At 44.3% G+C, this 22,543-nt stretch carries 19 protein-coding genes; 11 read left to right on the top strand and 8 right to left on the bottom strand.

The features are described from left to right. Positions 1–32: 32 nt before the first annotated feature. The gene (locus tag JJU34_RS20385) at positions 33–953 is read left to right on the top strand and encodes a BF3164 family lipoprotein (RefSeq protein ID WP_228694277.1); all 921 of its coding nucleotides are present in this window, start codon (positions 33–35) and stop codon (positions 951–953) included. A 279-nt stretch (positions 954–1,232) separates the two neighbouring features. Here JJU34_RS20385 and JJU34_RS20380 read toward each other — a convergent pair whose 3' ends face one another. The 5 genes from JJU34_RS20380 to JJU34_RS20360 all read right to left on the bottom strand — a co-directional run bounded on the left by JJU34_RS20380 (position 1,233) and on the right by JJU34_RS20360 (position 7,801). Further along, a complete protein-coding gene (locus tag JJU34_RS20380; RefSeq protein ID WP_228694276.1) occupies positions 1,233–3,887 on the bottom strand; it encodes a DEAD/DEAH box helicase family protein in 2,655 nt (884 codons plus the stop codon). 182 nt (positions 3,888–4,069) lie between these two features. Further along, complete coding sequence (locus tag JJU34_RS20375; RefSeq protein ID WP_228694275.1) at positions 4,070–5,080, bottom strand: PDDEXK nuclease domain-containing protein; 1,011 nt, start codon at positions 5,078–5,080, stop codon at positions 4,070–4,072. Between the two features lie 189 nt (positions 5,081–5,269). Then, positions 5,270–7,231, bottom strand: coding sequence for a DNA methyltransferase (locus JJU34_RS20370; RefSeq protein WP_228694274.1), 1,962 nt, complete (start codon positions 7,229–7,231; stop codon positions 5,270–5,272). Between the two features lie 23 nt (positions 7,232–7,254). Further along, on the bottom strand, positions 7,255–7,473 hold the full coding sequence (locus JJU34_RS20365; protein WP_228694273.1) for a helix-turn-helix transcriptional regulator: 219 nt from the start codon (positions 7,471–7,473) through the stop codon (positions 7,255–7,257). Positions 7,474–7,603: 130 nt separating this feature from the next. Continuing rightward, positions 7,604–7,801 (bottom strand): hypothetical protein, encoded by a 198-nt coding sequence (locus tag JJU34_RS20360; RefSeq protein ID WP_228694272.1) that lies wholly within the window; start codon positions 7,799–7,801, stop codon positions 7,604–7,606. Positions 7,802–8,171: 370 nt separating this feature from the next. Here JJU34_RS20360 and JJU34_RS20355 point away from each other — a divergent pair, with 370 nt between their 5' ends. The 10 genes from JJU34_RS20355 to JJU34_RS20310 all read left to right on the top strand — a co-directional run bounded on the left by JJU34_RS20355 (position 8,172) and on the right by JJU34_RS20310 (position 18,830). Then, positions 8,172–8,438: a hypothetical protein gene (locus JJU34_RS20355; RefSeq protein ID WP_228694271.1), complete on the top strand. Its 267-nt coding sequence runs from the start codon at positions 8,172–8,174 to the stop codon at positions 8,436–8,438. A 20-nt stretch (positions 8,439–8,458) separates the two neighbouring features. After that, entirely contained in the window at positions 8,459–9,643 is a 1,185-nt protein-coding gene (locus tag JJU34_RS20350) for a 6-bladed beta-propeller (protein WP_228694270.1), read from the top strand. Then, positions 9,640–10,146, top strand: a complete 507-nt coding sequence (locus JJU34_RS20345) for a hypothetical protein (protein ID WP_228694269.1) — start codon at positions 9,640–9,642, stop codon at positions 10,144–10,146. Before JJU34_RS20350 ends, JJU34_RS20345 begins: the two co-directional genes overlap by 4 nt. A gap of 122 nt (positions 10,147–10,268) precedes the next feature. Continuing rightward, positions 10,269–12,155 carry a molecular chaperone HtpG gene (htpG, locus tag JJU34_RS20340; protein ID WP_228694268.1) on the top strand — a complete coding sequence of 629 codons (1,887 nt, stop codon included), beginning with the start codon at positions 10,269–10,271 and terminating at the stop codon, positions 12,153–12,155. Positions 12,156–12,261: 106 nt separating this feature from the next. Next, on the top strand, positions 12,262–12,678 hold the full coding sequence (locus JJU34_RS20335) for an Rrf2 family transcriptional regulator (RefSeq protein WP_228694267.1): 417 nt from the start codon (positions 12,262–12,264) through the stop codon (positions 12,676–12,678). A gap of 153 nt (positions 12,679–12,831) precedes the next feature. Then, positions 12,832–13,554, top strand: a complete 723-nt coding sequence (locus JJU34_RS20330; RefSeq protein WP_228694266.1) for a phosphoadenylyl-sulfate reductase — start codon at positions 12,832–12,834, stop codon at positions 13,552–13,554. Positions 13,555–13,602: 48 nt separating this feature from the next. Then, positions 13,603–15,705, top strand: coding sequence for a HEPN domain-containing protein (locus tag JJU34_RS20325; RefSeq protein ID WP_228694265.1), 2,103 nt, complete (start codon positions 13,603–13,605; stop codon positions 15,703–15,705). Then, a complete protein-coding gene (cobA, locus tag JJU34_RS20320; RefSeq protein ID WP_228694264.1) occupies positions 15,705–16,478 on the top strand; it encodes a uroporphyrinogen-III C-methyltransferase in 774 nt (257 codons plus the stop codon). Before JJU34_RS20325 ends, cobA begins: the two co-directional genes overlap by 1 nt. Before the next feature lie 14 nt (positions 16,479–16,492). Then, positions 16,493–17,077, top strand: a complete 585-nt coding sequence (locus tag JJU34_RS20315) for a bifunctional precorrin-2 dehydrogenase/sirohydrochlorin ferrochelatase (protein ID WP_228694263.1) — start codon at positions 16,493–16,495, stop codon at positions 17,075–17,077. A gap of 328 nt (positions 17,078–17,405) precedes the next feature. Then, on the top strand, positions 17,406–18,830 hold the full coding sequence (locus JJU34_RS20310; protein ID WP_228694262.1) for an aldehyde dehydrogenase family protein: 1,425 nt from the start codon (positions 17,406–17,408) through the stop codon (positions 18,828–18,830). A 5-nt stretch (positions 18,831–18,835) separates the two neighbouring features. On the opposite strand, the gene JJU34_RS20305 is transcribed toward JJU34_RS20310, so the two are convergent. The 3 genes from JJU34_RS20305 to lysA all read right to left on the bottom strand — a co-directional run bounded on the left by JJU34_RS20305 (position 18,836) and on the right by lysA (position 22,472). Then, entirely contained in the window at positions 18,836–20,365 is a 1,530-nt protein-coding gene (locus tag JJU34_RS20305; RefSeq protein ID WP_228694261.1) for a cryptochrome/photolyase family protein, read from the bottom strand. A 126-nt stretch (positions 20,366–20,491) separates the two neighbouring features. Next, positions 20,492–20,731, bottom strand: coding sequence for a hypothetical protein (locus JJU34_RS20300; RefSeq protein WP_228694260.1), 240 nt, complete (start codon positions 20,729–20,731; stop codon positions 20,492–20,494). Between the two features lie 508 nt (positions 20,732–21,239). Then, complete coding sequence (gene lysA / locus JJU34_RS20295) at positions 21,240–22,472, bottom strand: diaminopimelate decarboxylase (RefSeq protein WP_228694259.1); 1,233 nt, start codon at positions 22,470–22,472, stop codon at positions 21,240–21,242. Positions 22,473–22,543: the final 71 nt, after the last annotated feature.

Raw genomic sequence — 22,543 nt, 5'->3', positions numbered from 1 at the left:
CCTTAAGAGGTAAAAAACTTAATTTAACAGACTTGATTAATCCCGAATCTATACTTTGGACTGGAAAATACCTGGTGGTGGGTGAGGGCAAAACCCTAGACTATTTTCTTCACGTTGTCGATCCTACAAGAGAAACACTAATCAAAGCATTTGGAAAGGATGGTTTCGGGCCGGGGGAGATAACTACCGCCTATCAATTAGAGAAAGGTAAATCCCTAAATGAGGTCTGGGTATATGACCATACCCAAAAATTGATTGCCTTGTTTGATTTGGAAACATCTAGTGAACTATATCATAGGGCTTTTCGTCAACCACAAAATATGTTCTTGGCCACAGATATACGTTGGTTTTCCGATGAGGTACTTATATGCAGGTTGGCAGATGGGGATGATAAGTATGTACTTTACGATACGCTTGGAAATCAGCTTATCACTTATGGTACCTGGAGCCAACTGATGGAGGATCCTTCACTCCCTCCCAATGTAGTCAAATCCGTTCACCAAGGGAGAACGTCCTTTAACCCAGCTCAAAAAAAATATGTATTGGGAGGACGCTTTAGGGATTTTATAGAAATTTTGGATCTTTCAAGTGGGAAAATCATCTCCACTCGCGGTCCGGAGCACATTATCCCAGAGTTTGTGGTCGACTACTCAGCTGGCTACCCCATGGCACAGTTTACCGATAGAAGCCTTTCCAGCTACTATATGGACATCTTGGCTGGGGATGAATTTATATATGCGCTCTATTTTGGGAAATCTGCGGATTTGTATTATCAAAATGGCGAATTGTCAAAAGAAATTTATGTGTTCGATTACGATGGTAAATTGCTAAAAACCTACACCTTGGATCATTCGCTGGTTTCCCTAGCAGTAGACGAGAAAAACAAGCGTTTTTTTGGTATTTCATCGGATAGGGATCCCAATGTGGTGATATTTGATTACGGTGATTGGTAGTACATACGATATCGGCTTTCCCTTTTATCACTTAGAAAACTAACGAAATCGTTCCACCCTTCAAAGTTTGAAAACTAACTCCCTCGTATACGATTTAAAACAGATTCTTTGTTATTTTTTTTTCAGAAATTTATAAAATAATAGTTGCAACTCTCCTTTTTTTTCCAATTTAGGCGCCATTAAATCAATGTTTTACTTCAAACTAAAAAAATATGAAGCAATGGCTTAAAACTTCAATAAAATCATCTAAAAGGATTAATGACGGCTTTTCATCTATAATCATCTAACCAACTGTCCCACTTTACTCACCACCCGGTATTCCAGGTCGTTGAATTCATTGAAATGTGCTTTGCCGCACTTGATTTTTAGCTGTTCGTCGGCGCTTAGCTTGTAGAGGTCAACATAAGGCGTTCCGGTATCCTTGGTCTCTGCAACGAAGTAAACTTTCTCCTCTCCTTCAAACACCACCGCCCAATCAGGATTGTAATTTCCTATGGGAGTCGGTATTTTGAACCAGTTGGGGAGCTTGAAATAGAATTTTACCTGCTCACTGCTCTCACAGTCTTGGGCAAATCGGCTCTCCACACCTGAATCCAGTGGGACATACTCTTCATAGATGGTCTTACTGGCATCTTTCACCTTGTAGGAGAAGTCGTTCAGATAGATTTCCAACTCCTGGGCTTCAAACAGGGACATTTCGTATTCCGTACTGCCGATCTTCTGGTATTTGATCCCATCGATCATCAGGCCATGCAAGATCCTGGTGATAGCCTGAATGGCCAGGTCAAGAAATAGTTGGGGGTTGACTAAAATGTCTCCGATCCGGTCAGATTGCGTCAGGATCTGTTCGATAGTGGACCTGGTCAGTTCTGTCTTGCTTTGGATATAGCCCAATACATCCGGGATTTTCCAGGTATATCCTCCGTAGGATTCCAGCTTATCTCCGGCATACAGGGTATCTATCCCCCCATCCGTCATGCTGATCTGAACCTTGGTGGAGCGGATGGAGGGAGCGTGAATGGCCGGTAGTTCCTTTAATGCTTTCGCAGCCCGCCCGACCAATTCATCGGTCTTGTAGTCCACCTTGTAAGTGGTTTTCTTCTTTAGCCTCTCCCATATTTCCAGAAACCGGGGATCTGCCTCAAAGCCTTTCCGGTAGTTGACGGCGGTACGGGTTTGCTTGTTTTTCACCCTTCCGGTAAAGGCCACCCCACAGTCTTCCTCGATTTCCTTTTGCAGCGCCTTGGCAAAGTCGTCATAGGATTCGTTCGCCACAACAGTCAGGCGGTTGATGTTGCGGTCGTAGGGTCTTTTTCCGTCCTGGTCAACGGCCAGTCTCAGTCCCCTGCCTATTTCCTGCCGTTTCTTGATATCGGATTTGGTCTCATTCAAGGTGCATATTTGGAAGACATTGGGATTGTCCCAACCCTCCCTCAATGCGGAATGGGAGAAGATAAAACGGAGGGAATTGTCCAGCCCCAGCAACCTCTCCTTGTCTTTCATGATCAGGCTGTAGGTATCGTCGTCCGCTTTGGTTTCCCCGGATGTATCCTTCATCCTTCCTTTGCTATCTTGGGAAAAATAGCCGTTGTGGATGTCCTCCACCGGAAACCTGTCCAATTCTTTGAAGGCGGGTTTGGCGATATACTCGGCATAGATTTCCTCAAACCATTCGGCAAACTTTCCCTTTACTGGATCTCCTGCCGCATCATATTGTCGGTAGTTGGCCACTTTGTCGATAAAAAAGAGAGAAAGCACCTTGATACCTAATTTATTCAGCCGCTTTTCTTTTCTAAGGTGTTCCTCAATGGTTTTCCGGATCTGGAACCTCATCACCTCGTCCGTCAATCCACCCTGACTGTCTCCCTTGTATAACAGGTTTCCATTGGAAAGTGAAATGCATTGATTCACAGCATCAATTTCCTCAATGATATACCCGTCGGAATAGACCTCCCGCTCGTTGGAGAGCTTATAGAGGTCGTCGCCTACCTTTATGTTAAGGCTTTTCTTTTTGACTCCGCCTTTTTCGTTGCTGTTGATGATAATCTTTGCCGTTACCTTGGTCTTAGTGGCTTGGATGGAGTCCACCGAGACAAATGCATCATTGAAGGCATTCTCCTCCATCACGGAATCCACCTCTATTTGCTTGACCAATCCCAAATCGTAGGCTTTTACGGGATTAAGGCTATAAGTTAGGTTGTAGTAATTTCGGTGAGTAGCGGAATAGCGCAGCGTGCAAAGCCCGTTGAGTTTTTCGATAGCCGCAATCCGCTTTTCCGTTTCCATATTCTGAGGTTCGTCCACGATGACAACTGGGTTGCTTGCCTGTATAAACTCCACTGGCATCTGACCATTCAGCTTGTCATTGGGTTTGTTGATGATATTCTCATCCTTGGCAAAGGAGTCAATATTGATTACCAAAACCTCCATGTTATTGGTCGTGGCAAAGCCCCTCAGTGAGGACACTTTTGAGCTGTCATAGACCTGGAAATTGATCGGGACGTTGTCATACAGGGTCTGGAAATGCTCATGGGTAATTTCCAGGTTTTTCAACACCCCTTCCCGGATGGCCACGGACGGCACCACGATGACAAACTTTTTAAATCCATACAGCTTATTCAGTTCATATACCGTTCTCAGGTAAACATAGGTCTTCCCCGTCCCGGTCTCCATTTCCACGGAAAAGTGCATACCGTCCAATTTGCCGGAAACCTCCATGTCATTGCCCGCCTGAATGCGTTGCAGGTTTTCCAGGATCTGTTCTTCGGATAAGACCAGGTTGTTACTTACTCCATTGATCAAGTTGAGGGTACCATCTTCCTTTAGTTTGAATTCAATTACAGCATCTTCCATGGGCTGTCCCTCAAATAAATCCGTAATGGATTTGATGGCTTCCTGCTGATAGGCCAGATTTGATTCAAAGGATAGTTTCATCTGTCTATAATTGATTTTTAATGGTCAGATGGAATCTCACATGGTTTATAGTCATCCCAGTGTGTGACGATCTCGTCATGCTCGATTTCATGTGTCGATAATTGTTTTTTCAGCGGTCACATGGAATCTCGCATGTATCATAGTCATCCCAGTGTGTGTCGCTTGCGTCATGCTCGATTTCATTATTTGATTTTATCGAATTCAACTTCTATTTCTTCAATGGTAGGTAAACTGCTTTTCAGATTTTCGGGCAGATCTTCCACCAGTTTAAGCTCACTTACTCCCATGGGCTTGTTAAGATCTCTCAGGGCAAATTCTACCTCAATGTTATTTTTGTCCTTACACAGTAGTATTCCGATTGTGGGATTGTCCGATGGATCTTTTACCAAACTGTCTACAGCCGACAAATAAAAATTAAGTTTACCGGCAAATTCAGGAATGAATTTGGTGTTCTTTAATTCGATTACCACATAGCATTTTAGCCTGGTGTGGTAAAAAAGAAGGTCAAGGTAGTAATCATTATCACCGACCTGAAGATGGAACTGGTTGCCTATAAAGGCGAAGCCCTTGCCCAGTTCCAGTAAAAACTGCGTGATGTGTTTTATCAATTGATTTTCAATATCCCGCTCCCGATACTGAACATCCATGGACAGAAAATCAAAAATATACGGGTCCTTTAGCGTTTGGTGCGCAAGGTCGGACAATGGTTCCGGTAAGGTCGTCTTGAAATTATTGACGGACTTGCCCTGTCTCTCAAACAGGTTGGACTTAATCTGCATATCCAGCACATTCCTGCTCCAATTGTTCTCTATACATTGCCCTGCATACCAGAACCTGAGTTCTTTTTGCTTGATCTTCTCTATCAAGAGGATATTATGTCCCCATGGCAATTTTGCCACAAGCTGTGGCAAAATTGATCGGGCAGGATATTCCCTATAAAAGGCCAGCATTCTGCCGAGGTTTCTTTCAGAATACCCTTTAAGGTCTGAAAGCTCTCTCTTTAGATCCTTTGCCAGTTTGGGAATGACTCCGGCAGACCAGCCTTTTTGTTCCTGCTTTTCGGCAATGGACTTTCCTATTTCCCAATACAAGGAAATCATTTCGAAATTTACCGCCAGGGCAGCCTTAATTTGGGCTTTAAGTATCCTTTGCTTGATATCTCCCAAAAGGGACCTGTATAGTTCTAACTCCATTCTTGATTGAGGATCTTGGTTTTAGGATTTATGATTGAGTCGTGTCTTTACCGTTTTTGCGGAACTTACGAAAATGGACACCAGTTCATTCGCCTCCCTCATTAGGTTTTTGATTTCAGTTTGCGAATTTATGATTGATGAATTCTGTTTTAAGATTTTTGATTTGGGTTTTAAATCATCCTTCCCAAATCAAATCGTTTTAAACTCCACGCCCGCATCCCGCATCTGCAGTACCGTGTTGGTTTTGAGTTGGTCATTGTCCTTGAACAACCTATCCAGGGCGATGACCTTGGTAGGTTTGGCTGCGGTGACTTTATGGATGATCTCTTCGGTGGCTTTTTCCAGAAGCAAGACCAGTTCCTTGCCGTTGATTTTATAGACAGCCCCTTCCTTTTCTATTTTGCTGTTCAGGTCTTTGCCGCTTTTGAGCAGGAGTTCATAGACCATATTTTCCACCGTGGCGGATTCGGCCACCGGGTCCACAAAGAGCCTGATCTGCTCGGCCAGCGCCTGGGGATCATGGCCTTCCAGCTGCCTCCATTGCTTGAAGTTGCTCTCTTCCAGTTTCAGAACTTTAAAGCCCAAGTCCTGTGCTTGCAGTTGCTGGACTTTGGCTTTTAGATTTGCTATTTCAGCCTTGGTTTCTTCCGTAGGCAGTTCCCCTTCCAGCTTGCTGATTTTGGATTCTAGCTGGGTGATTTCCTCTGCTATCTCTTCTTTGATTTTCTTCCCGGCTCTTCGGATTCTCTCCTTGGAGATATCGGCTATGGTTTTGTAACCTGCTTTAAAAGCTTCGCTTTTTTCCTCACAAAGCTCAGGAAGCTGGACACAAATATATTTTCGGTTTCCTCCGTCTTCTTTGTTCAATTTCATTACTGCTTGGGCAGTTGTTCCTGATCCGGCAAAAAAATCTAAAATGATATCAGACTGAGCAGAAGTTTGGCAAATCAAGTCACCAATCAGTCTACTTGGCTTTGGAAAATCAAAATATCTAGTTTCAAATAATACATCTATCTCTTTAGTTCCGTCTCTAGTGAATATCTCAGCCCCAACAAAAGAGGAAAAACCAGGCAAAACTTCATTAATCTCTGAAAGGAAAACCTTCCTTCTCGGTCTTCCATTAGAGTCTACTGGCCAAATAATTCTATCTTCAGAAATAAGCCTAGACATAGTTCTCTGATCATACCTCCATCCCATTTTAGGACGACCATAATTAACATTCGTCAGAGGGTTTATTAAATCATAATGAAGATTTGGGCGGCTTGCTTCATCTTTCAGACCTGCCATATTTGAGCTAGCCCAAACGCCTCTCGGATCATTATCAGGGTTAGAGTAAGTGTCTATTTTTCTTGATGTACCCCTAAAACTGCGACGATCGTTACTTTTTGAATAAGATAAAATATATTCGTGATCTATCGAGACGCCAGTAACCGTTCTGTTGTCCTTATTTTGTCTACTTTTCCAAATTAATTGCGCCACAAAATTCTCCTCCCCAAAAATTTCATTCATCAACAGTCTCAGATTATGTACTTCATTGTCGTCTATGGACACAAAAATCACCCCATCCTGACGTAACAGGTTTTTGGCCAGATACATGCGGGGCATCATCATATTGAGCCAGTTGCTGTGGTATTGCCCGTTTTCCTTGCTGTTCTTTTTGAACATCCCGTCCCTAGTCATATAGCCGTCCTCGTCTTTGTCGCCTACCCGCTTTTCATAGTCGGTCTTGGTTTCGGAAAACTTGTCTGGATAGATAAAGGAATCATTGCCGGTATTGTAAGGCGGGTCTATGTAGATCATCTTGACCTTGCCGAAGTAGCTTTTTTGCAGCACCTTGAGCACTTCCATGTTTTCCCCTTCGATAAAGATGTTCTGGGTATCGTCAAAGTGGACACTTTCCTCCTTGGAGGGAATCAGGGTCTTGGAAGAAGGGATTTGCAGGACTTTGAAGGCATCGCTTTTTCCCGCCCAGTTGAGCACATAGCGTTCGTTGGAGAAGTTGATATTTTCCCCAAGGGCGGCTTTAAGCTTCTCCCAGTCTATTTTGTTTTCCGTAAAAACCTCAGGTAAAATCTCCTTCAATGCGTTTATTTTTTCCGCTTCGATGGAAAGGCTCTTTCCGTCCATCGTGATGCTTTTATTCTCTGACATGGTCACTGTTCTGGTTCAGGTTGTTAATTGGACGATGTATTTGGCTTAGGATCATTTTGGTCGATCAGCAGATCCTTGGCGCTCACTCCGAGTATTTTGGCAATCTCGAAAAGCACTTCCAGTCGGGGTTGCTGCCGATTTTGGACATAGCTGTTGACCATGTTGTAGCTCTTCCCGAGCTTATCAGCGAGCCAGGTCTGTTTGATTCCCTTTTCCTCCAATACTTCCTTTATCCGATTCATTTCCTAGATTATCCTAAAAACTAAAAATAGGTGTTTTTCTCCGATATCTCATTTTACAAGACAAAAACTGTCAGGAAAAATTTTAGTTGAATTCCTCCCATCTCGACTTCGCCATTTTCCAGCTCGACTTTTATCGGCCTATAGGCAATGGCCTCTTCCCATAGTTGGACTCACTGTCACGCAGCTTGGCGTAAAGTCTGTCAAGGTCACGCTGGAGGGCCCTCTTAAAGGACATGATGAAAAAGATTAAGTTCTTTTCTGTTTCTTGGGAATACCCCCTTATGGCCGTCTTTTGAACGGCTAAGAAATTGCTCTGATTCAAGCTCATGTTCGATATGGTTGTGAAAGTCTAAACGATACTCTTTGGTTAATTCTGGTTCAGGGTTACCCCCTCTATACCCCTACAAGCTACACATTTTTAACCTATATTCGCTTAACTAAACGACATGGAAAAGTAATTTGAAATTTCGACCTAAACCTCCTGCATACGCTTTAAAACAGATTATTTGTTGTTTTTTCAAACTTTTCTAAAGTAATAGTTGCAACTCTCGTTTTATTTTCAATTTAAGTGCCATCAAATCAATGTTTTACTTCAATCTAAAAAAACATGAAATCGAGCATGTCGTAGCCGTCACACACTGGGATGACTATAAACCATGCGAGATTCCATCTGACCATTAAAAAACAATTATAGACAGATGAAACAATGGCTTAAAAATTCAAGAAAATCAATGGCTGCCTGTGGGGCTGTAGCAGTGATGCTGGTGGCCGGATGGCAATTTGGTGTTAGCGGTACGGAAGCAGCGTTTTCTGAAAACGAAGTGGCTTTGGAGAAGGCGATTGCGGGGAGTGGTAATGGTTGCTACCAAGCAATGAGAAGGTGTCAGGGACAAATGACAGCGTATAATTGTATTTCAGACTATACGGCGTGGGCATGCTCCCAATATTATTGTAAAAGTTGTTAAGCAAATGGTGAATGGCCTAAATGTTTGGGCTATTCACCAATATTTCATTCATTATGATAAATCAACAACACACCCTCCTTTTATTCCTCCTACTTTTAGCCGCATGTGAGAATTCGGTCACAAACACAAATGAAAGCGACGGATGTTCAAATATTCTGTTCCAAGAATTAGATATAAAATCTTTTCCATATAAAATTGCCAAACTGGTTCCGCTGGAGACTACAGGAAACAATTACTTATCCGACAATATAAAGGTGAAGTTTACCCCTGATTTTATTTTTATTTTTGATGAAGAAATAAGAGATGCCGTGCACCAATTTGACTACATGGGCCAATATTTGGGCGAAATAATCAGCACGGGAGAAGGCCCGGGAAAAGTCAGCCGGATTTATGACTTTACGGTTTCCGAAATGGGGGTAGAACTTCTGGTGGGAAAGGGCTCCTATTCAGAGGTGGTAGTGATTTCTATACCGGATAAAAAGGTCATTGAAATGCGTCAGCTGGATGTTATAGGTTTTTCCTTTGAAAAAATCAATAGTCACTACTATGTTTACTCAAGTTACAATTATCCGCTTGCTCAATACCGGCTTTCGAAAATAGATTCCGAAGGAAATACGATAGTGGGTTTTTTAAAGAATGATTATTCCGGGAAGATGGTACCCATGATTGAAAGGAATCTTTATAGAATGGATGAAACGGTTTTGCTTGTTGAGTCTTTTAATAATCGCGTCTATGAACTTAGGGATGAACAACTAAAATGCAAATTTATTCTTGACTTTGGAAGCTATAACTTCTCCGCTGACCTATTGGAAAGGGATATTATGCAAACTTTTGAACAGTTAAATGCGGATGGATTTTTTAGTATCCTCCATCATTTTGAAAACAAAGCCATTTCCCTGACAGGCGTCCATTTTCAAAGAGCGAATGAAGGCCAATCCTATCACCTGATAACGTACCAAAACTCAAATAAACCCATAAAAAATAAACTGGAGGAAGGATGGGGAGATATTTTCAAGTACCCTGTTGCCACAACAGATTCCGGTGAAATTGTCTTTTCAGCCCATCCTCTAAATCTGATCCGAAATGCTGATAAATTTAATGGCAATAAAGTTGTTGCCGAAGCCTTAAATGAACTCGAGAATCATGACAATCCAATTTTGGTTTATTCCGACTTACAACTCAGCACCAAATCCAATACTCCATGAAGACCGACAGTTTGATAGTAAATCTAGTCAGTGTTTGTTTGCTGTTGCTGATTACTATCGCGTGCAACCCGAACAGATCGGGTAAGAAAGAAAAGAAACTGGCTTTCCCAACCGATCTGGCAGTGATTGAGCCAAGCGGTTCGATTAAATTTGATAGTAGTTGGATGGACAATAAATACAAAGTCGTCGTATTCATTGAAAAAGCAGGACCACATTCGACTATGGAGCTTGATTGGCAAACTGTAATTTCAGAAAATAAAAATGTTGCATTCTTATTTTATGTATCAGAAAAAGATTCTGCCAAATTGGTCAAGCATATGAAGGAAGTCAACTTTTCACACCCTGTCCTTTGGGATCCTGATAAAAAGTTCTATAAATCGAATATTATAGAAAATAATCTGTCTTTTATTTCTTTTTTGGTTAGAGAGGATAGGATAATAGAAATGGGGAATCCCACGTTTCCCAACTTTCAGGAGAGACTTGATGAACTGACGAAAGAATAATTCCAGATGTTATTCAGCACTAAAACCCTGCCATTTTGACACCCTTTTGATTTTGGAACAGGTCTTGATTACGATGGTTCAGTTCATCAACGAAATTGTTTTAATCAAAATCATATAAAGCCATGCAGGAAAAAGGTACCATTTCGATCCATACCGAAAATATTTTCCCCATTATCAAAAAATTTCTCTACTCAGACAACGAGATTTTTCTTAGAGAACTGGTTTCCAACGCGGTGGATGCCACACAGAAAATCAAGCGATTGGCCCAATTGGGTCAATACGCAGGAGAGTTGGGAGATACCACCGTCAAGGTAAGCTTTGACAAAGACAAAAAGACCATCACCGTATCCGACAGCGGATTGGGCATGACGGCGGAAGAAATCAAGAAGTACATCAATCAGATTGCTTTCTCCGGTGCAGCAGAATTCGTAGAGAAATTCAAAGAAGCCAAGGATGCCAATGAGATCATCGGTAAGTTTGGACTTGGCTTTTACTCCGCTTTCATGGTAGCCGATAAAGTGGAAATCCAAACCCTTTCCTATCAGGATGGAGCTGCCCCCGCTAGCTGGACCTGTGACGGCAGTACGGAATTTGAAATAGGCCCCGGAACCCGTACCACCCGCGGAACCGACGTGATCCTTTACGTCAACAGCGAATCCGAGGAGTTTCTGGAAAAGTTTAAGCTCCAGGAAATCTTGGACAAATACGCCAAATTCCTGCCTGTCCCTATCCAATTTGGCACCAAAACCGAAAGTGTAGAGGATGGAGAAGACGAGGAAGGCAAGAAAAAATGGAAATCGGTGGAGGTCGACAACATCATCAACGATACCACGCCCATTTGGACCAAATCCCCCAATGAGCTAAGCGACGAGGATTACCTGAAATTTTACAAAGAGCTGTATCCCTTCAGTGAGGATCCGCTGTTCTGGATTCACCTGAATGTAGACTACCCGTTTAACCTTACCGGAGTCCTGTATTTCCCAAAGGTTAAGAACGAATTTGAGCTACAGCGCAACAAAATCAAGCTTTTTAGCCGACAAGTCTTCATTACAGACGAGGTAAAGGACATCGTTCCTGAATTTCTGATGCTCCTGCACGGGGTGATCGACTCCCCGGACATTCCGCTAAACGTCTCCCGCAGCTTCCTGCAAGCGGACGGCAACGTGAAAAAAATCAACAACTACATCACCAAAAAAGTAGCCGATAAACTTTCGGAGCTTTTCAAAAAAGACCGGCAAGCTTATGAGGCGAAATGGAATGACATCGGCCTCTTTGTAAAATACGGCATGATCAGCGAGGATAAATTCTACGAAAAAGGCAAAGAATTTACCCTTTTGAAAAACACCGACGGTGCATTTTTCACGCTGAACGAATACAGCGACAAAGTAAAAGCGATTCAGACCGACAAAAACGATCAGACCATCTACCTGTACGCCACAAACGTCAGCAAGCAGGATGCCTTCATCCAATCAGCCAATAAGAAAGACTACGATGTGTTGGTGATGGATTCCCCGATTGACAGCCATTTCATCCAACACCTGGAAGGAAAGCTGGAAAAAACTTCCCTGAAACGCGTGGATTCCGATGTAGCCGAGAAGCTGATCCAGAAAGACGACGGCTATGCCAATTTGCTTACAGACGAGCAATCGACGAAGGTAAAAGAGGTTTTTGAAAAAGCCATCGCCAATAAAACGTACAGTGTGGAAGTGGAAAGCCTAAGCCCTGAAGAACTTCCAGTAACCGTAACGATGGACGAATTCATGCGGCGCATGAAAGACATGGCCCAAACAGGCGGAGGCGGGATGTCCTTTTACGGATCCCTGCCAGATAGCTACAAAGTGGCCATCAATGGCAATCACGGTGTGATAGACAAGATCCTAAAAGCAGAGAACGAAGAAGAACAGGCAAAATTGGCTAAGCAGGCATTTGACTTGGCCTTGTTGGCGCAGGGACTGCTCACCGGCAAGGATCTTACGGACTTTGTAAAAAGAAGTGTTGGCATGCTCTAACATTTAGCCTGTCCCCACAATACGAGCACTTGGAACCCGAGTTTCCAAGTGCTTTTTTTACATATAACCGTCTTGGTTTGCCAAAAAATGATATTTTTGTAACTATATGCTATCTAAAAAGACCAAATACGCCTTCCACGCCCTTATCTATTTGGGGAAAAATAAGGAGCAGGGAGCGATTTTAATTCAGGAAATCTCCGAGAAATACGGGATTTCCCACAAGTTTCTCGAAAACATCCTGCTGGAACTCAAGAAAGCGGGCTTTTTGGGTAGCAAAAAAGGCAAGGGCGGCGGATATTACCTGATCAAAGAGCCCCAAGAAATCCCCCTGTCTCGCGTGATACGCCTGCTAGACGGCCCCATTGCCCTGCTTCCCTGTGTGAGCCTCAACTACTACGAGCCCTGCGAAGAATGCGAGAATCAGGAAACCTGCGGCCTCAACAAGGTCATGGCGAACGTCCGGGATGAAACGCTCAAGATACTGGAAATGAAAACACTGCAGGATATTTTGGAAAACGAATAATTTTTTTCCATATACTCTATAATTTTTGTAGGTTTTGTGTACTTTTGTAACCTGTTACCTTTCCCGTAATCAGCTCAGTGGAGGCCAGTTTGCTCCAAGGAAAAGAAAATGAAACTGGGAAGGAACAATAAATCACACGAACGAAACATTGGTATGGCAGAGAACAAAACCCTAGCGCATCTATCTGAACAGATTCAGCAGTTGGATATCGAGGACAGTTTCCGACTGCTTTGTGATTTATACCCGGGAAAAATCGTCTTTTCTACCTCCCTCGGACAGGAGGACCAAGTTATCACGCATCTAATCGCCAAAAACAACCTGCCTGTACAAATCTTCACCTTGGATACGGGACGGCTCTTTTACGAAACCTATGATCTACTCGCCAAAACGGTAGTGAAATACAACCTAGATATCAAAACCTATTACCCTAACACGGAAAGTGTGGAAACCTTCGTGCGGGAAAAGGGCATTAATAGCTTCTACGAGTCTGTCGAAAACCGCAAATCCTGTTGTTACATCCGGAAGGTGGAACCGCTAAAGAGAGCTTTGGCGGGCAATGAGATATGGGTGACGGGACTTCGTGCGGAACAAAGCCAAAATCGGCAAAAAATGCGTAAATTAGAATGGGATTCCGCCAATCAAATCATCAAATTCAACCCGCTACTGGACTGGACCATGGATCAGCTGTTGGATTATATCCACAAGCACCACATCCCCTACAACCCACTTCACGACAAGGGTTTCATTAGTATCGGTTGCGCACCGTGTACCCGTGCCATAGAACCCCACGAGGATCCACGGGCGGGCAGATGGTGGTGGGAAGCCTCCCATAAGGAATGTGGACTCCACGAACAGGCTCCTGCGATCGAGAAATAACCATTACATTCAACAAAAGACTGACCTAATCAACAAAATTATAGCATCATGCAAAGCTTCAGGACTGAAATAGAAAACCCGGTGGTAGAGAAGGACATCATCGAACTGGAAAAAAAGATAGCCCTGTTCCGAGGCGGTAAGATTGACGAAGAAAAATTCAGAAGCTTACGTTTGGCTAGGGGTATCTACGGGCAGCGACAACCGGGAGTTCAAATGATACGGATCAAGCTGCCGTATGGCAAAGTCACCTCAGAACAGCTACACCGTATCTGCAAAGTATCCGACGAGTATTCTACGGGCAGGCTGCACATCACTACCAGGCAGGATATCCAAATCCACTACGTTAGCTTAGACCGTACACCCGACCTTTGGGCAGAATTGGACAGAGACGATGTCACCATCCGGGAAGCCTGCGGCAACACGGTGCGGAACATTACAGCGTCGGAAACGGCCGGAGTGGATCCTCTAGAGCCTTTTGACGTGACACCCTATGCAGACGCTACCTTTAGGTATATGCTGAGAAATCCTGTTGGCCAAGAAATGGGTCGAAAATTCAAAATCAGCTTTTCTTCCAGTGAAGCTGATACAGCGTTGGCCTATTTGCATGACCTTGGGTTTATCGCGGTAGCTAAAAATGAAAACGGACAAATGCTACGCGGATTCAAAGTGTTGCTGGGCGGAGGATTGGGTTCACAGCCGCGCCACGCAGACGTGGTGTATGAATTTTTGCCTACCGACCAGCTTATCCCCTTCGTAGAAGCGGTGGTGCGAGTGTTTGACCGGCATGGTGAACGAGCCAAGCGGATGAAGGCGAGAATGAAGTTTCTTATTAGCGGCATAGGGCTGGAAGCATTTATGCAGTTAGTAGAGGAGGAAAAAACCGCGCTCCCTTTCAAGACCTACCCGATAGATCATGAAACGTACGAAAAGGCACAAACCCTCCCCAACCCTCCTTCGGTAGAAGTAGCCGAACCTATGGACGAAGCCTACCTGAAATGGCGCAAAACCAACGTATTCCCCCAAAAACAACCTGGCTTCTACACCTTGGGAATCCGGGTTCCCTTAGGAGACTTTCGAACGGACGTAGCCCGTAAGCTAGCAGACCTAGTAAAAACCTACGCCAACAACGAAATCCGGTTCACCTTGCGGCAGAACATCATCATCCGGGACGTGAAGGAATCACTCATCCCTTTCTTCTACCAAGAATTGAAAGCGTTGAACATGGCTTCATTCGGCTACAATACGGTAGGAGATATTACCGCCTGCCCAGGCACAGACACCTGCAACCTGGGTATTGCCAGCAGTACCGGCGCAGCCGTGGTACTCGAAGAGGTAATTGCTAACGAATACCCACAATACCTGCTGAACAGCGACCTAACCATCAAGATATCCGGATGTATGAATGCCTGCGGTCAGCACAACATGGCATCCATCGGGTTCCAGGGGATGTCCATCAAGGCAGGCAAAAACGTGTTACCTGCACTTCAGGTGCTGCTAGGAGGAGCCACATTGGGTGGAGGTCAGGGCATTTTTGCCGATAAAGTGATCAAAATACCCAGCAAACGTGGTCCGGAAGCATTGCGTGCCCTGCTGGATGACTACGAGGAAAACGCACAAAGCGACGAGGTATTCCATGAATATTACCAACGTCAAGGTCAGATGTACTTCTATGAACTGTTAAAACCCCTTGCCAGCACGGACGACCTAGTTCAGGCGGACTTTGTGGATTGGGGTAATGAACAAGAGTATGTAAAAGCCATCGGTGTAGGAGAATGCGCCGGTGTCGTAATCGACTTGGTAGCAACCCTTATGTTGGAAGCCGAAGAAAAATTGGGGCTTGCTGAAGAAAGTCTGGAGGCCGGAAAATGGTCTGACAGCATCTACCATACCTATGCGGCCATGGTCAATGCGGCCAAAGCCATCCTGACCTCTGAAAGCATCAACACCAACAGCTATGCCAATATCATCAGCTCGTTTGACGAACATCTAGCAAGTGCAGGAAAGGTAAATCTTAGCGAAACCTTCTCAGACATTGTCTATCAAATCAAAGCGAATGAACCTTCGGAGCAGTTTGCGCACAAGTACTTGGCAGACGCAAGAACAGTTTTCGAACAAATCAACGCTTACCGGGCAAAAGAAGTAAACGCATAATGGAAAAAGCACTTCCGAAAGTAACTTTGGTTGGCGCAGGGCCGGGGGATCCTGAGCTAATCACCTTAAAGGGTGTATTGGCACTGAACAGGGCCGATGTAGTGCTTTACGACGCGCTCATCGATCCTGAACTGCTCCAACATGCCCCTGAACAGGCCTTAAAGGTTTTTGTGGGCAAGCGAAACGGCAGCCGGATAAATCCACAACAAGACACCAACGAGCTCTGTGTGCATTACGCCAAGAAATACGGACACGTGGTTCGGCTGAAGGGCGGAGACCCCTTTGTGTTTGGCAGAGGCGCTGAGGAAATTGACTACATACACCGATTCGGTATTCAGACGGAAGTGATTCCCGGTATTTCCTCTTCGGTGGCCGTGCCTGCATCAGTTGGTATCCCAGTCACCAAAAGGGGAGTATCCGAAAGCTTTTGGGTTATAACCGGGACCACTTCATCGGGACAGCTTTCGACCGATGTCAAGTTGGCAGCTCAGTCTACGGCAACCGTGGTGATACTGATGGGCACAGGCAAACTGGAGGAAATTATTGGGATTTACCAACGTCTGGGACTAGGCAATATGCCTATAGCCCTCATCCAAAGCGGCACTACCCAGGAAGCAAAGGTAGCAGCTGGGATAATGGACGACATCGCCTCTAAAGTAGCTGATCAGCAGATCGCTTCTCCTGCGGTAATTATCATTGGTGAAGTAGTGCAAGAAAGTCCCAAGCTGATGGAATGTTACCAAGAAGTCGTCCTTAGCAGACGCTACGCCTAACCGAACGAAACCTTATGAACGAACTATACCCCGTATTCCTAAAAGTATCCCAGTTGGACACCCTACTGGTAGGCGCTGGATTCGTGGGTCTGGAAAAACTCACCTTTCTGCTGAAGTCCAGTCCCAATGCCCGTGTGACCGTTGTGTCCAAAGAGATCTCGGAAGCCGTACGTGACTTGGTGCGAAACAAGGAGAACATCCAACTCATCGAAGATTCCTATCACCCGGATTACTTAGCAAACAGGCACTTGGTGATCGCGGCGACAAACTTTCCCGACGTGAACGAAACCATCTACAAGGACTGCAAAGAAAGGTCCATCCTCGTAAATGTGGCCGACACCCCGGACTGCTGCGATTTTTACCTTGGAGGCATAGTGACCAAGGGCAATGTGAAAATCGCTATCAGCACCAACGGGAAATCCCCCACTACGGCAAAACGACTCCGACAACTGCTCGAAGAAATCATTCCCGAAGACATCAATGAGATGGTAGAAAATATCCACAAATACAGGGAAACCCTAAAAGGAGATTTTGAATACAAAGTCGAAGCGCTGAACAGACTTACCGAGGGACTCATTCAAAAGGGAGAAAAAGTGTAAAAGCAAAAAAGCGGGATATTAGCCCCGCTTTTTACTTTTTTTATCTTCGTTTATCTTGTTGATATAATTTTTAATAACTCGTAGTCGTTGTTTTTCGGGAAGCATATCCCTCTGAAACAATCCATCAATACTCCAGTACATTTAGTTGATTATTTAGGTTATCCGATAAATATAAACGATTTTTTCAACTAAATGGTTTTTCGATTAAAAATAATTTAATGTGCTTTATACATTTATTAGATATTCGGGGACTAACGGCAGAAATCCGCGAATTTGCTTTTTATTGGAAAATTAGGGTTATTTAACTCAATCCAACACACAGAAAGATATGCCTTCCGACAACCTTAGATATACCCCTGAACAGCTATTGACCCAACAGCAAAAAAATGCGTTGATTTTGCGAACCGAGACAGCTGCCATGCGGATAAAAAAATTGAAATCCTTAAAAGAATGGATCAGGAAACATACAGATGAAATTCGGAAAGCGGTCTTTGCCGATTTAGGCAAACCTTTTGCAGAGACAGATATTACAGAGATTTCCGTGGTACTTACCGAGATTTCCCATGCTATCCGCAACCTGCCCAAGTGGATGAAAACCACAAAAGTCGGTAATCCCATCCATTTCGCCGGAGCTGAGTCCTACATCCAATACGAACCAAAGGGTTGCGCTCTGATTATTTCTCCCTGGAACTACCCATTCAATCTAACCATTGGTCCACTAATTTCTGCTATCGCTGCTGGCTGCACGGTAGTGCTCAAACCCTCCGAACTATCTCCCCATACCTCAGAGTTAATAGAGACCATGGTAAGCGATTTATTTGCCCCAGACGAAGTAGCCGTATTTCTGGGTGAAGCAGAAGTAGCCAAATCCCTATTGGCGCTTCCATTTAATCACGTTTTTTTTACGGGCAGTCCTCGGATAGGCAAGGAGGTGATGAAAGCAGCCGCCCAGCATCTTAGCGGGATCACGTTGGAACTTGGCGGCAAATCCCCTGTAGTGGTCGATGCAAGCTGTGATTTGGAGGATGCGGCACTAAAAATCGCCTGGGCCAAATCCATCAATTGTGGACAAACCTGCATCGCGCCTGATTATATACTAGTCAATGGATCCGTGTACCAACCCTTTCTCGAAAAACTTGCCGCCGCCTTTAACAAACTGCTCAATCCAACAGGTAAAGGAATCGCAAAAAGCTCGGATTATGCCAGAATTATCAACACAAACCATTGGACACGCCTTCGTACACTTTTGGAAGATGCCACCGCAGCTGGTGCTGAAATAGTTTTTGGAGGGGAAATGGACCCTTCCACAAAGTTCTTCTCACCCACCGTAATCACCGGCCTTGAGACAGATATGCGAATCATGCAGGAGGAAATTTTCGGTCCTATACTGCCAATCATCAGCTACAACGGACTGGACGAGGCAATTCTTCAGATCAACAACACCCCCCAACCATTGGCTCTTTATGTTTTTTCCCAGGAATCGTATATCAGCGACCAAATCTCCGCCAAGACCAGTAGCGGGGCATTGGTAGAAAACGACTGTGCCGTGCATTTTGGACATCCCAATTTGCCATTTGGCGGCATCAACACGAGCGGAATCGGCAAAGCACACGGGCACTTCGGGTTTTTGGCGTTTTCGAATGAAAAAGCAGTTTTGAAACAATCGGGGCGCTTTAACCCGATCAAGTCGCTTTACCCGCCGTTTTCGTTGAAAAAACAAAAACTGATCAACCTCTTTTCCAGATTTTCATAAACCACTCACAGGGAGTTTAGGTCTTGTAGATAGAATTCGGCTTGAGCGAGTATCTCCTCCTTGCTTTTCATCCGGTCCAGCGTCCGGTACACGAATCCGATGCGCGGATTTTTCTCCAGCAGTGGGCGATGCCTTTCATAAAATGCCCAATAGAGACTGTTGAAGGGACAGGCCCTAAAACCCAGTTTTTTATTCTTGTCATAATAGCAGGACCCACAGTAGTTACTCATCTTGTCGATGTAGTTAGCACTGGAAACGTAGGGTTTGGTACCCACAAGGCCACCGTCTGCATATTGACTCATGCCTCGGGTATTTGTGATCTCCACCCATTGGATGGCATCTATATAAATCCCCAAATACCAAGCGTCCACCTCGTCAGGGGCTATCCCGGCCAATAGCGCAAAATTCCCGGTAACCATCAACCGCTGAATATGATGGGCATAGGCGCTTTGAAGTGACTGGTTTATGGCGTGGCTCATACAGTTCATCTTCGTCTCTCCAGTCCAAAAAAATCGTGGTAAGGAGCGAGTATGACCAAAGAAATTTAATTCAGCATATTCCGGCATACGCGCCCAATATACTCCCCGCATGTACTCTCTCCATCCCAAAATCTGGCGAATAAAACCTTCTACCCCCGCCAAAGGGTACATGTCGGGGTCATTGGACCATACAGACTCCACCCTTCGAATCACCTCCAAAGGAGCCAGCATCTTGGTATTCAACGCAAAACTCAATTTGCTATGGAATAAAAACCGGCTATCTGTATGCATGGCATCCTGATACTTCCCAAAGGAGGGGAGCAACGTTTCACAGAAAAAATCCAGAACAGCCAAGCTATCCTCCCTACCAATCGGCCAATCAAGTCCGGTTTCAGGAAGCATTCCTAAGGTCTTCACATCACAGGATTTTAGCATGGTGACGAGTGAATCAACATGATGGGAAAACTGAATCAACTCCGGCACCTCACTAACATCAGAAATATTCCCTCTATTTTCAGAGTCAAAATTCCACCGATCGCCCTGCGGCAGTGACCCATCCATTAGCACGGAATGCTGCTTTCTCAGTTGTCGGTAAAAGCTTTCCATCAAAAAAGTCTTCTTGCCATGAAAAAACTTCTTTAAGAACTCCCTCTCGGTAATAAAATGCTCGGAATCCCACGCGCGCCAAGGAATCTGCAGACCTCGGCAAAACTGATCTAACTGCTGATCCAGCCGGTACTCGTCGGGCAGCATATATTCGAACGAACTGATTTGCTCCCGTTCGATGATGGTTTCCAAATTTACAGTCAGGTTTTGGGCATTCGCGGGGTCGTCGAGTGTGAGATAACGGAATGCATGGCCTTTAGCCTGCATATAACCTGCAAAAGAACGCATCGCGGCAAAAAACGCCACCACTTTTTGAATATGGTGCACTACGTAGTCGGTTTCCTGCCTCATTTCCATCATCAGGTAAACCACTTCCGGATCCGGGGTTTTAAACCAAGAATGCAAATAGTTCAGCTGATCGCCTAAAAGTAATCGAAGCTTATTGCCCATATTGCTAATGTAAACGCTTTAAACGTATAACTATCTATATGGGAATAATTGTTTAAACAACTGCCCGGACGAATCCGGGCAGTTTTCATTCATCGAAAAAAACGGAAAAACTTAGAGCACACTTGCTCAATCGGTAAAAATCGAATTTTCGGCATCGAGTAATTCAATGTAGTCGCCGAAATACCTATTAAAGGTACGGAACAAATGAATATTATCCTTTTGCTTCAGTTCCTTTATAACCTTCTCACAATCCATCCCCAAAGCAGAACATAATGTTTCTGCATATTCAATAAGGTCTTGTGCAATCCGGTCAGCATCGTTTTGATCCAACTGGATCTGCATTATAGCCTTGGATTTTACTGCCATCAGTGACATCTTACTTTTGTTTTTTAAGTGTGACAATACGGATTTACTACCTAGTTAAATAAAAACTACAATTTGGATTTGCAGCTTCTCACCATTCACATGCCTATCAGCAACGTTGCTTACAAAAACAAGCATCGGTAGCGATTCCTATCTCTTCACCCTTACCGATTTCATTTAACATTTTGCTTTACAAATTAACAAATATGTATTTCACCTATTGAAATATTATTTTATGTTTTTTAAATACACATAATTGATTTATCTAATTATATGCTTACTTCAATAATAAATTAAATATTATTGTAATATCCAAAATATTCTAACAAAAAAATTCCGCGCTTTTGCCGCTATTTGATCGAACAACAAATAAGCCGATATGAACCAAAAAAAAGACGGGCCAAACAGGCCCGTCGTTCAGATACCAACTATTTACATTAGAGTGCCAATCTTAAAAAAATCGGAACCGAAAGAAGTCGCTTAGTAGAATCATGGCTTTTTACTACCTAATTCAAAACGCAACATCAACCTGATGCCGGAGGATATCCTCAAAGGTTTCCCGCTCACGTATCAGGTAATCCATTCCACCGAGCAGCATCACCTCTGCAGGACGCAAACGCGAATTGTAATTTGAGGACATACTAAAACCGTACGCACCTGCATTCTTAATCGCAAGCAAATCTCCCTCTTGTACTTCCCTTAGCTTTCGGTCTGCTGCGATCGTATCGGTCTCACAAATGTACCCAACGATGGTGTATACCCGTTCCGGGCCAGTTAGTCGGGACAGGTTTACCACGCCGTGATACGCGTCGTACATCATGGGGCGTATCAAATGGTTTAGGCCGGAGTCTACACCCACAAACGTGGTTGCCGGCGTAGGCTTGATGACATTGGCCTTGACCAGAAGCAACCCGCACTCGCTTACCAGAAACTTACCCGGTTCAAACCAGATTTCAAGTTCTTTTCCATACGAAGCGCAAAAATCCTGAAAGGCCTGAGAAACCTTGAATCCAACGTCTTTCATGTCCGTAGAAATATCACCCGGCTTATAGGCCACTTTGAAACCTCCTCCGAAATCCAGAAAATTAAGGTCGGAAAACTCCGCCGCGGCCTCAAAGAGAATTTCAGCTCCCTTTAAAAACACTTCGGCATCCAATATATCGGACCCCGTATGCACATGCAATCCTACCACATGCAATCCATAGGCCTCCACCACCTTGTGTACGTGCTTGAGCTGTAGGATAGAAATCCCAAACTTACTATCAATATGCCCCACAGATATTTTCGCATTGCCTCCAGCCAAAATATGGGGATTCAGTCGGATGCAAATAGGAACGGATCCACCATAGGTGGTTCCAAAATGCTCCAACATGGGTATATTGTCAATGTTGATCATCACCCCCAATCCAACGGCTTCTTGGATTTCGGTAAAGGACACACAGTTGGGCGTGTACATGATTTCCGTGGGTTCAAAACCCACATGCAGGCATAGCATTACTTCCTCGATAGAAACCGCATCCACTCCCGTACCGGCACGCTTCATCAGCTTCAGAATATTCACGTTGGAAAGAGCTTTTGTGGCATACTTGATCTTAAGCTTTACTCCAGAAAAAGCCTGTTTCAGCGTCTCCACTTGCTGAACAATTTTTTCTCCATCATACACGTACAAGGGCGTCCCATATTTTTGGGCAAGTTCCGTCAGAGCCAATCCCTGAATTCGATAAGCGTGGTCTGTTAATTCCATGGGTTAATTTTTCAATCGACAAAGATATGGATTGCTGTTAAAAAAAGTTAAGAAACTCCTATTCTTTAACC

The sequence above is a fragment of the Lunatimonas sp. genome (assembly GCF_020832325.1).
Classification (GTDB): Bacteria; Bacteroidota; Bacteroidia; order Cytophagales; family Cyclobacteriaceae; genus Lunatimonas.
This window is presented reverse-complemented; position numbering and strand designations above follow the sequence as displayed.